At 71.4% G+C, this 8,846-nt stretch carries 9 protein-coding genes and 1 pseudogene; 7 read left to right on the forward strand and 3 right to left on the reverse strand.

Translation table 11 applies throughout. The features are described from left to right. Positions 1-333 precede the first annotated feature (333 nt). The gene (locus Q1N79_RS26835; RefSeq protein WP_300613751.1) at positions 334-1,065 is read left to right on the forward strand and encodes a hypothetical protein; all 732 of its coding nucleotides are present in this window, start codon (positions 334-336) and stop codon (positions 1,063-1,065) included. A 43-nt stretch (positions 1,066-1,108) separates the two neighbouring features. Here the strand turns inward: Q1N79_RS26835 and Q1N79_RS26840 are convergent, their stop codons facing one another. Further along, the gene (locus Q1N79_RS26840) at positions 1,109-2,320 is read right to left on the reverse strand and encodes a CehA/McbA family metallohydrolase (RefSeq protein WP_300613753.1); all 1,212 of its coding nucleotides are present in this window, start codon (positions 2,318-2,320) and stop codon (positions 1,109-1,111) included. 144 nt (positions 2,321-2,464) lie between these two features. Between Q1N79_RS26840 and Q1N79_RS26845 the strand changes: the two genes are divergently transcribed. Both Q1N79_RS26845 and Q1N79_RS26850 read left to right on the forward strand, forming a co-directional pair. Then, positions 2,465-4,537, forward strand: a complete 2,073-nt coding sequence (locus Q1N79_RS26845; RefSeq protein ID WP_300613755.1) for an ATP-binding domain-containing protein — start codon at positions 2,465-2,467, stop codon at positions 4,535-4,537. A gap of 136 nt (positions 4,538-4,673) precedes the next feature. Next, positions 4,674-4,967 (forward strand): hypothetical protein, encoded by a 294-nt coding sequence (locus Q1N79_RS26850; RefSeq protein WP_300613757.1) that lies wholly within the window; start codon positions 4,674-4,676, stop codon positions 4,965-4,967. Between the two features lie 24 nt (positions 4,968-4,991). On the opposite strand, the gene Q1N79_RS26855 is transcribed toward Q1N79_RS26850, so the two are convergent. Beyond that, on the reverse strand, positions 4,992-5,453 hold the full coding sequence (locus tag Q1N79_RS26855; protein WP_300613759.1) for a ferritin-like domain-containing protein: 462 nt from the start codon (positions 5,451-5,453) through the stop codon (positions 4,992-4,994). After that, a complete protein-coding gene (locus Q1N79_RS26860) occupies positions 5,450-5,938 on the reverse strand; it encodes a hypothetical protein (protein WP_300613761.1) in 489 nt (162 codons plus the stop codon). Before Q1N79_RS26860 ends, Q1N79_RS26855 begins: the two co-directional genes overlap by 4 nt. Before the next feature lie 158 nt (positions 5,939-6,096). Here Q1N79_RS26860 and rimP point away from each other — a divergent pair, with 158 nt between their 5' ends. The 4 genes and pseudogenes from rimP to Q1N79_RS26880 form a co-directional block, all read left to right on the forward strand. Next, positions 6,097-6,672 (forward strand): ribosome maturation factor RimP, encoded by a 576-nt coding sequence (gene rimP, locus Q1N79_RS26865; RefSeq protein ID WP_300613763.1) that lies wholly within the window; start codon positions 6,097-6,099, stop codon positions 6,670-6,672. After that, a pseudogene (gene nusA, locus Q1N79_RS26870) lies at positions 6,662-7,621 on the forward strand (transcription termination factor NusA); the annotation flags it as partial. The gene rimP and the pseudogene nusA, both read left to right, overlap by 11 nt. A gap of 404 nt (positions 7,622-8,025) precedes the next feature. Next, entirely contained in the window at positions 8,026-8,316 is a 291-nt protein-coding gene (locus Q1N79_RS26875; protein WP_300613765.1) for a YlxR family protein, read from the forward strand. A gap of 218 nt (positions 8,317-8,534) precedes the next feature. Further along, positions 8,535-8,846 (forward strand): translation initiation factor IF-2 N-terminal domain-containing protein (locus Q1N79_RS26880; protein WP_300613766.1); only part of this gene is annotated, 312 nt, incomplete at its 3' end.

Here is an 8,846-nt window from a genome sequence, read left to right on the forward strand (position 1 = left end):
CCGCCTCCCCTGCCCCGCAGTCACATCGGTCACACGTGCCCCTGGCGCCCACTTCGCACACTCCGTGACCTTTTTGCCGCCCGGAATGTCCGGAATGTCCATGCATGGAGTGTGCAAAGTGGCATTTGCGGGACTCGCGGATAGCAAGGGAACTGCCCCGCGCGCGACTTGGGGGCGTCCCGGCCACGACCAGGCCGGCGCCGCCCGAGATGCTCCGGAGATATCTGCCGAGTTTGTGCAAATATGCGCCCTACTGCGGCGAAGCTGAACAATAGGGCATTTGTTGTGGCGGACCGCATGCAGGCGAGGACGCGGCGTGCGAAAATACCCCGCATGGATCACGATGATCCCGATATCGCGGAGCTTTTCGCGCCTCTTGAGCCGTCGAACGCGTTCGGCGTGGTCCTCAGTGAGGCGCACGAGGTGCTTTCCCATGTACGCCAGCCGATTGAGGCCGAGCTGTGGGGGTCCGACATGATCGGCGCGTTGTCGGCCTCGGCTGCCGACTCGGTGGCGGTCATGGCGGCGCTGACCGACTCGCTGGTGCCGGCCGCGGAGGAGACCGCGACGCCCGAGGCGCTGGCGCTGCTGCGGATCTTCGGGGCGATCGGGTCTCCCGGGCTGCGGGCCGCGGCGACCGAGGCCGCGGAGCGGGTGACGGCTCTTGGCGTGCCGGATCCGGCCTGGGCGGCGGCGATCGGCTCGCCCGTCGTCGGGAAGTGCTGGCACTACGGCGACGTCGGCGGCCGCCAGGAGTCGGTGACGGTCAGCTTCGCCTACGGGGATGCCGAGCACGCGCTGTCCGTGCTTATCGACCACGGCAAGGGCGGCCGGATCAAGGACGCCTGGGTCGGCGACGCGGCCGGCCTGCTCGACCGGACCTGGGTAGCCGTGGAGAACGACCCGCTGGTGGTCTTCGGGGCGATCGAGGCCACCGACGCCCGCGAGCGGCTTGAGCGGGCGATCAGGGCGGGCGAGTGCCCGGAGAAGCCCGATCAGGCCGACGACATCACCGCGCACCGGGCGCTGCTGCACGCGCGGATGGACCTGCTCGCCGCCGGGTAAACCCCGCCGCGCGGCCAAGCGGCGCCGGCATCGGGCGTTCCGGCTAAGGCGTCAGGGCCAGGGTCGCTCCCGAGGGGCTGAGCAGCCGGTGGTAGCCGGGCACGCCGGGCATCCTGGCGATGTCGGCGCGCACCCGGCGGTAGGCCCCGTCCGGCCCGGCGAGCACGAGCCCGTCCGCGCCGAAGGCGAGCAGTTCACCGTCGGTCCGCAGCAGGAGCGGGCCGTCGCGCTCGGCCGAGATCGCCACCCGCCCGGCCCGCATCCCGTCGAGGATGGCGACCGGGTCGGCGTCGGCGCACTCGACCCAGGTGGTGGGCGTGCCCGGCGGCGCGTCGGACCCGGGCCGGTGCCAGTCGCTGCCGCCAACCGGGATCGTCGCCGGGTCCCAGGCCTGCCACCAGGCAAGCGGCGTGGTCCAGGCCAGGTCGAGCCAGCTCCAGTGCCAGACCTCGACGAGCGGCGGGTGGCGCCGCATCTGGTGCAGCCAGCTCACCGGGCCCGCGATCGGGTGGTTGACCGACATCAATCCGCCGCCGCGCTCGGCCGCGTCAAGCCAGTCGTCCGGGCTGCCGCGGAAGTCGATCCAGCCGGTGTCGCCGAGCACCCCGGCGTGGCCGTGCGCGGTCGTCACCTCCTGGCCGGGGATCAGCGTGATCGCGTACCCGACGGTCGCGGCCGGCAGCTCGGCGTGGTGGCTGACCGTGTTGTGGTCGGTGACAGCGATGAAGTCCAGGCCGCGGCCGACCGCGAAGCAGGCAAGCTCGGGCACGGTCAGCACGCCGTCGGAATGCACCGTGTGCGCGTGCAGGTCGCCGGCGAGCCAGCGCCGCCCCTGCGTCGCGGGCAGGTCCCGCCTGGCGGGCCTGCTGGTCGGCGCCGGAGGCGCAGAAACCGCCTCGGGGTCGCCGTTTACGCTGCACGGCTCGGCCGTCACCCGGTAGCGCACGCCGTGCGGCGGCACCAAGTGCAGGCCGATCACCACCTGCCACAGGCCGGGCTCCACCTCGCCGGGCAGATAGCCGGGGGTGGCGTAATCCCCGGCGATGACAAAAGACTGCCTGGCGCCTCCGGACCAGCCGCGGAACCCGGACGGACCCAGGCACCCCAGGTCAAGGATCGCGCCGGCCCGCTCGTACTCGAATTCCACCCGCAGCGCCGCCGTGCCCGGCGCCACCTCGACGGGAAGGTAGTGCCATGGCGAGGCGAACCGGTCCTCGAGCGTCCATACCCCCGCGTGCACGGTCAGCTGCCCCATGTCCCCAGTGTGTCGGGGGGCATCTGGGCGGGCAAGGACCGGTTTCCCCGCGGTGCCCGGCTGGCGTAAACCAGATGACTTGGGCGGGCAGGAGTGTTATGGTTTCGAGCTTCGCGCCCACGACAGAGCAAAAGGGGGTCAGTCATGCCCGCCGACGCCGGGGAGGACGGACCGGACGGCATCATCCGCGCCGAGCGCGCCCATCTCGCCCAGTCCCGTGAGTTCCTCCGCCTGATGCGGGAGAACGTGCTCGCGATCAATCCCATGGCCGGGGACCGGGTGTCCCTGGAATACCTCAAGGCGGACCTGTACCGCCGCGCCGAATCGCTGCGCGACCTCCCCGACGCGCCCCTGTTCTTCGGCCGGCTGGACTACTCGGCGGATGCCGACTCCGAACGTGGATCACTGTTCCACATAGGGCGGCGGCACGTGCATGACCAGGAGGGCACGCCGGTGGTGATCGACTGGCGGGCGCCCGTCTCGCGGCCGTTCTACCGGGCCAGCCAGGCGGAGCCGATGGGCCTGCTGCTCCGCCGGCGGTTCGGGTTCTCCGGGGGAGAACTCACCGCCTACGAAGACGAACGGTTCGCCAGGCCGGTGGCCGGGACAGGCGCCACGGAGCGTTCGGGAGAAAAAAAGCCGAGCGAACTCCTGCTCGCCGAGATCGAGCGACCGCGATCCGGGCCGATGCGTGACATCGTCGCGACGATCCAGCCTGATCAAGACGACATCGTCCGGGCGGACGTGGGCCAGACGGTGGGCGTGCAGGGAGCGCCGGGGACAGGCAAGACCGCGGTCGGGCTGCATCGCGTCGCCTACCTGCTCTACGCCCATAAGGAGCAGGTGACTCGGCGCGGGGTCGTCGTCGTCGGGCCGAACAGCGCCTTCCTTTCCTACATCAGGAATGTGCTGCCGGCCCTCGGGGAGCTAGACGTTACCCAGACCACGGTCACCGACCTCGTGGCGTCCGTGCCGGTGCGCGGCACCGACAGCGACGCCGCGGGGGTGGTGAAGGGCGACGCCCGGATGGCGGAGGTGCTGCGGCGGGCGCTGTGGGCATCGATCAGGGAGCCTGCCGAGACGCTCGTCGTGGCCCGTGGCGCGCGGCGCTGGCGGGTCCCGGCCAGCGAGCTGGCGGCGCTGGCGGCCGAACTGCGGGAGCGCGGGGTGCGGTACGGGGCAGGGCGGGAACTGCTGGGACACCGGATCGCCCACGTGATCCTCAGCCAGCTGGAGGCGGCCGGTGAGACCTGCGATGACCGGACGCACGACGCGGTGCGCCGGTCGGCCCCTGTGCGCGCGTGCGTCGATCAGATATGGCCGAAGGTAGCCGCGAAGCGGCTGGTGTTCAGCCTGCTGTCGGCGGCACAGGAACTGGCGCGGCATGCCTGCGGGCTGCTTTCCGAGGCCGAGCAGGAGGCCATCGTCTGGTCGCCGGCGCCGCGCGGCCCGGGTTCGGCGCGCTGGAGCCGCGCCGACCTCGTGCTGATCGACGAGGCCGCCGACCTGATCGAGCGCACGCCGAGCCTGGCCCACGTGGTCGTGGACGAGGCGCAGGACCTGTCCCCGATGGAGTGCCGGGCGATCGGGCGACGGTGTTCTACCGGGTCGGCGACCGTGCTCGGCGACATCGCGCAGGGCACGACACCGTGGGCGGCTACGTCCTGGCCGGCCCTGCTCTCCCACCTCGGCAAGCCTGGCGCCGCGGTGCGCGAGCTCGACGTCGGGTACCGGGTGCCGCGGCAGATCCTCGACTATGCCTCACTGCTGCTGCCGTCGATCGCCCCTGAGCTGCGGCCGGCCTTGTCGCTGCGGGAGGACGCCGGGGCTCTTACCGTCGAGCCCGTGTCACCTGGGACCCTCGGTGCGCGGCTTGCTGGTGCCAGCTCCCGCGCGCTGCAGCTACAGGGATCGGTTGCCGTCATCTGCGCGGACGCGATGGTCGAGCAGGTCAGCGCGGCGCTGGTCGCGGCGGGCCTGCCGTTCGGCGTGCTCGGTTCGGGTCCCGCTGACGGCGAGACCCGGCTCACGCTCGTCCCTGTCACGCTGGCCAAGGGGCTTGAGTTCGATCACGTTTTGCTCGCCGAGCCCGCTCGCATCGCCTCCGGCGAGGCGTATGGCCTGCGCCGGCTGTACGTGGCGCTTACTCGCGCCGTATCCCGGCTCACCGTGTTGCACGCTGAACCGCTCCCCGGCCAAATTCGTTTCGTACCATAGAGGGGGACCATCTCGTTTTGGTCCTTCCCGGCAACATGCACATGCGCGTTGCGCAGCCGTGTCGGGGGCGGCATCCTGGGGCGATCTAGTAGGTCTTGCCCTGGGAAAACTACGATATGTAGCGACGGAGATTACGGTGGAAGCCAAGGGGAACCACGCGGGATCTGTCTATCTTGACAAGCTGGCCGAGGAGCTGACGCACCGGGGGCTCGATGCCTGGCTCATGGCACCGCCTGGGCGGGTACCTAGCGTGTACGTCGTGAACCCGGCCGCACGAGCCTTGGAAGAGAACGTTTACGTCGACTGCGGCAAGGACGGCCTGTGGTGGTTCTGGTGGTCGTGGGCGGAGCGGATCTCGATCGCCGACGACCTCGACGCGGCCGCGAGCGCGATCGTCCGGGTGCTGGCGTTGCCGCGCGGGCGCGAGTAAGACCCCGCGGCGGGTCAGCCGCGATCATTCGTTCGTGACCTGGCCGGACGGCATGCCGGGGAAGGCGACGGTAGACCCGCGCCAGTACGCCGCCCGGTTCGCTGGCGGCTGCATCGCGAGCGCGCCGAACATGCGCAGCGTCTGATCCGTGACCGCGACAAGGCCGAGGTATCCCTGGGTCACGCCGTCTTCCAGCACCGCGGCCAGCCGCCGCGCGGACTGCGCGTCCCGCACGGCGAAGGGCAGCCCGTAGGCCACGCTCGCGGCCACCGGGGTGGCGCCGAGCTGGACGATCATCGCCTCCAGGGTGTCCCTGGCCTCCTGGTGAAGCTTCCAGTCGGTCAGCGCGGCGGCCTGGTCGGCGCCGCTGAGCATGGCGCCGACGACGCCGTACCCGTAGATCGCCGCGTGCTCGGCGGCCAGCGCGCCCTGCAGCGCCTGCAGCGCCTGCGGCGCCTGCGCGGCGACCTTTTTCCCTTGCGTCACCTGACGCTCCGGTCCAGCGCGCTGACGTGCGTTGACTCCGAGGCGGCGATGCTGGCGTACAGCTGCGCGAGCGACGGGGTCGCGCCGGCCAGGCGCCGCACCTGCGCGGTGGCGGCGGCCTGCTCGGCGGCGCGCAGCTGGGCAACGGCGGCCGTCCGCGTCGCCGGAATCGGCGGCCTCGACGTGACCGTGTGCGGCACCCGCTTGCCCGGCGGCTCGATGATCCGGCCGCGCAGCTGGGCGAGGTGCGCCAGGTGCTCGGCGAGCAGCGGCGACAGCGCCGGCGCCAGGGCGGAATAAGCGGCCGTCGTTCTTTTGTATAGGGATACGAGGTTTTCCTCCGCGAAGGCCGCCGCGAACAGCGCGCGCACGTCCGCGGACAGTGGCGGCGGGCTGGCCAGCGGGTCGGGGCCCGCGCAGGCATCCAGCGCGAGAAACAGGGGCAGCGTCGCCGACGCGGCAAGCAACTGGCGCCTTCGCAGCATAGGCTCTAAGCATGCCACGGAGCTGACGCTGTCAAGGCTGCGGCCGGCTTGCCGTCGGTTTGCGTCCGTAGCGGCGTACGGCCTCCGCGGCCTATAGGCTGGACCTGCGAAGATATAAGAGCCTCGGTGGTGGATGGCTCGCAGACGAGGAGGTCGTGATGCCCGGTGGCTCCCGCCCCGCCGCCGGCCCGGTGGACGACAGGCGCCTGGCTGGCCTCATTCAGCCTGTGGTGGCCGCGGCCGGGATGGACCTCGAATCGGTGCGGATCACCGTCGCCGGGCGACGGCGGCTGCTGCGCGTCGTGGTCGACAGCGACCAGGGCGTCAGCCTCGACGACGCGGCTCTTGTCAGCCGCGAGGTGTCTGCCGCGCTGGACGCGGCCAACGTGATGGGAGACGTCCCGTACACCCTTGAGGTTTCCTCTCCTGGCGTGGACCGCCCGCTGACCGAGCCGCGGCACTGGCGGCGTGCGGCCGGGCGGCTGGTCCGGGTGAAGGCCGGGGCGGAGGGAACCGTGCAGGGCAGGGTGCTCACCGCGGACGCCGACGCCGTCACGCTTGATGTGAGCGGTGCCAGCCGCAGGTTCGGCTATGGCGACCTCGGGCCCGGCGCCGTTCAGGTGGAGTTCGGGCGGTTGCCGGACGCGGAGCTCGCTGAGCTCTCCGGCGGCGAGCTTTCCGGTGCGGAGCTTCCCTACGAAGTGGACCTTGGAGCTGGCGGCGATGGATATTGACCTGAGCGTGCTGCGCAGCCTCGAGAGCGAGAAGGACATCTCGCTCGAAACGGTCATCAAGGCGATCGAGGACGCGCTGCTGATGGCCTACCACAAGACCGAAGGCGCGAGCCCCACGGCGCGCGTGGAGGTAGACAGGAAATCCGGCCACGTCACCGTCTGGGCGCGGGAGGTCGGCGGCGCCGAAGGCGCGAGCGCGCGGGAATATGACGATACGCCCGCCGGGTTCGGCCGGATCGCGGCGACGACCGCGCGCCAGGTGATCTTGCAGCGGCTGCGCGACGTGGAAGACGAGATGACGTTCGGCGAGTACGCCGGACACGAAGGCGACATCGTGGCCGGCGTGATCCAGCAGGGCAAGGACCCGCGCACGGTGCTCGTCGACCTGGGCAAGATCGAGGCGGTGCTGCCGCCTGCCGAGCAAGTCCCCGGCGAGCGCTACGTGCACGGCGAGCGGATCCGCTGCTATGTGTGGCGGGTCCGCAAGGGACACAGGGGCCCGTCGGTCACGCTGTCGCGGACGCACCCCGACCTGGTCCGCAAGCTCTTCGCGCTGGAGGTTCCCGAGATCGCCAGCGGCGCGGTGGAGATCGTCAAGATCGCCCGTGAGGCCGGGCACCGGACCAAGATCGCGGTGCAGTCTCATCAGCAGGGCGTCAACGCCAAGGGCGCGTGCATCGGGCCGGTGGGCAGCCGCGTCAGGAACGTGATGGCGGAGCTGCACGGCGAGAAGATCGACATCGTGGACTTCTCTGAGGACCCGGCCGAGTTCGTCGCGAACGCGCTCTCCCCGGCCCGGGTCACCCGCGTCGACGTCGTCGATCCGGTGGCCATGGAAGCCCGGGTGGTCGTTCCCGACTACCAGCTGTCGCTCGCGATCGGGAAGGAAGGCCAGAACGCCCGGCTTGCCGCCCGGCTTACCGGCTGGCGGATCGACATCAGGTCCGACGCGGCGGCCGAGCCGGCGGCGGCCCCGGCCGAGCCGGCGACAGCGACGGCTGAGCCGGCGGCGGCCCCGGCTGAGGAGAAGCCCGCGGCGCCGGCGTCGGCCGATGAGAAATCTGCGGCGCCGGCGTCGGCCGAGGAAAAGCCCGCGGTCGCGGCCGCGTCCGGCGGGGCGGCGGTCGCGGCCCGCGAGGCGCGGTCAGTGCCGCGCCAGGGGGGCGAAGCCGCGCACGACGCCGGAGTCGGACGGGTCGGCGACACCACCGGGACGGCGTGAGCTTCACGGCCTGACGTCAGCCGCCCCCTGGGCGGCGTCGTGGCCGCGTTGACCTGCCCCGGTGGCCGCGGTGCCGGCGACTCGCCTGGTGCCCTGGCCGCGGTGACACGGTAGACTAAGTGAGGATTGGCGTGCGAGCTGAGCTGCCGGAGCAGCCGGGGGGTTTCCCGGTACGTACCTGCGTCGGTTGCAGGGAGCGTGCGCCGAAGTCCAGCCTGCTTCGCCTGGTGGTGGCCGGGGACGGCATCGTGCCCGACCCCCAAGCGCGGCAGCCCGGCCGGGGCGCGTACCTGCACCCCAGCCTGGCGTGCTTCGAACTGGCGCAGCGGCGCCGGGCGTTCTCGCGTGCCCTGCACGTTGCGAGCCCGCTCAGCCTCGCTTCGCTTGCTTCGTACCTGTCACGGACGGACACCCTGGAATAACATACTGGCGGCGACGGACGGGCAACGGTCGACGGCGACGGGAAGCACGCTGGACACAACGGATACCTGTACGGAAAGCAGGTCGAGAAGCTAATGAGCGCTCGATGAGCACAAGGCGATGAACGGCACGAGCTGACGCCGACCCGGAGCACACTATGCCCCGGATCGGCCGATGATCCGGTAAATGGCCCGGTGGAAGGGCCGAGCAGAGGAGCATAGTGGCGAAGGTCCGGGTTTACGAACTCGCGAAGGAGTTCGGTGTAGAGAGCAAGGCCGTCATGGCTGAGCTCGAGAAAATGGGCGAGTTCGTGCGTTCGGCGTCCTCGACGATCGAGGCGCCGGTAGTCCGCAGGCTCAAGGAAGCGTTCGCCGCCGAGTCGGCGAAGGCGGGCCGGCCGGGACAGCGGCCGGCGGACGCGCGCGCCGCCCAGCCTCCTTCCCGGCGCGACCAAGGCGGCACGGCCGCCGACGGCCGTCAAGGGGAGCGCGGCACCGTCGCGCCGTCGGACAGTGGCGGGCCGGCCGGACAG

Origin of the sequence: Trebonia sp. (assembly GCF_030042015.1) — a bacterium.
Taxonomy (GTDB): Bacteria; Actinomycetota; Actinomycetes; order Streptosporangiales; family Streptosporangiaceae; genus Trebonia.